Source organism: Thermorhabdus hydrogeniformans (assembly GCF_049310025.1).
Taxonomy (GTDB): domain Bacteria; phylum Bacillota; class Thermosediminibacteria; order Thermosediminibacterales; family Tepidanaerobacteraceae; genus JBJYKD01.
Map to the genome: position 1 here is coordinate 1 of NZ_JBJYKD010000165.1, position 267 is coordinate 267.

The 267-nt window shown below is 75.3% G+C and carries 1 protein-coding gene; it reads left to right on the forward strand.

The window, feature by feature from the left end; all coding sequences use genetic code 11:
• On the forward strand, window positions 1–223 hold a 223-nt coding region (locus ACKX14_RS15945), incomplete at its 5' end, for a hypothetical protein (RefSeq protein ID WP_422449383.1).
• Window positions 224–267: the final 44 nt, after the last annotated feature.

Below are 267 nucleotides of genomic sequence, written 5' to 3' on the forward strand. Positions count from 1 at the left end.
CCAGCGCGCCATCGGCACGATGTGGAACGTGCTCCACGGGGGCGTCCCGGCCGGTGACTGGAGCACCCCGCCCGGGGTGACCGCGGCCCGCGCCTACGACCTCGTGCGGTGGAACGACGCCGCCGACCGCCGGCACGGCGACGTGCTCGCACTCGTCGACGCCTCCCGGTCCTCCATCAGCAGGACCGCGGCATCGGTGCGGTCGGAGCTCGCCGCCGTCTGACCGCGGGTCACCGCGGTCGGCTCAGCACCTTCGCGACGTCCGTG